The sequence below is a fragment of the Novosphingobium sp. B-7 genome (genome assembly GCF_000410615.1).
GTDB lineage: Bacteria > Pseudomonadota > Alphaproteobacteria > Sphingomonadales > Sphingomonadaceae > Novosphingobium > Novosphingobium capsulatum.
Genome location: NZ_KE148434.1, coordinates 9,398 through 10,166, shown reverse-complemented (window position 1 = coordinate 10,166; position 769 = coordinate 9,398). Strand labels below are relative to the sequence as shown.

The window sequence follows — 769 nt, the reverse complement described above, 5'->3', positions numbered from 1 at the left end:
GTATAGGTCACCCCGCCAACCGCGAACGGAGCGCCCAGTACCATGGGGTAATCGGCGGCCGGGCCGCTGACCGCTTGGGCAAAGGCCATCTGCGCTGTGCCACCGCTCAGCATCAAGGGGATGGCCAGGGCGGCGGCGGTCAGGCGAAGGCGATCAGCGGCTGATTTCATCGGCGAGCAATCCCACGGACAGGGCGTAAAAGTTCGAGCAGTTGTAATCTAGGATGACCCGATAATTTCCGGTTAGCAAATAGGCGGTGCGCCCTGGTCCGTCCGGCTCGAAAAACGTGGCGAGCGTATCGTCGCCGGCCGGCCAGACGCCGGCCTGTGGCGTGATGCCCATGGCGCGCCATTCACGCAGGGTGCGCCAGCGGCTGTGCCGGGCAAACACCAGCGGGCAACGCGGGCTGACCAGCGCCGTGCCCAGGCGGCTGCGGTCGAGCCCGGCCGGCGCCGTCACGGCAAAGCCCCAGGGTTCGCCCTGGCGCCAGCCGGCATCGCGGAAATAGTTGGCGATCGAGGCGATGGTATCGGCCCGGCTCGCCCAGATATCGGGAAGGCCATCGCCATCGGCATCCTGGGCCACGCGCAGATAGACACTGGGCAGGAACTGCGGATTGCCAAAGGCGCCGGCCCAACTGCCGACCAGCTTTTGCCGGGGCACGCCGCGATCGATCATCTTGAGCACGGCGACGAATTCGTCGGCAAACAGATCGCGCCGCCGTCCTTCAAAGGCGAGCGAGGCGAGCGAGCGCGGCAAATCGAAATCG

Annotated in this window: 1 protein-coding gene; it reads right to left on the bottom strand. The window is 66.6% G+C overall.

The genetic code is table 11. The features are described 5' to 3' along the window. Nucleotides 1-153 precede the first annotated feature (153 nt). Nucleotides 154-769 (bottom strand): lytic transglycosylase domain-containing protein (locus H926_RS34990; protein WP_043610475.1); only part of this gene is annotated, 616 nt, incomplete at its 5' end.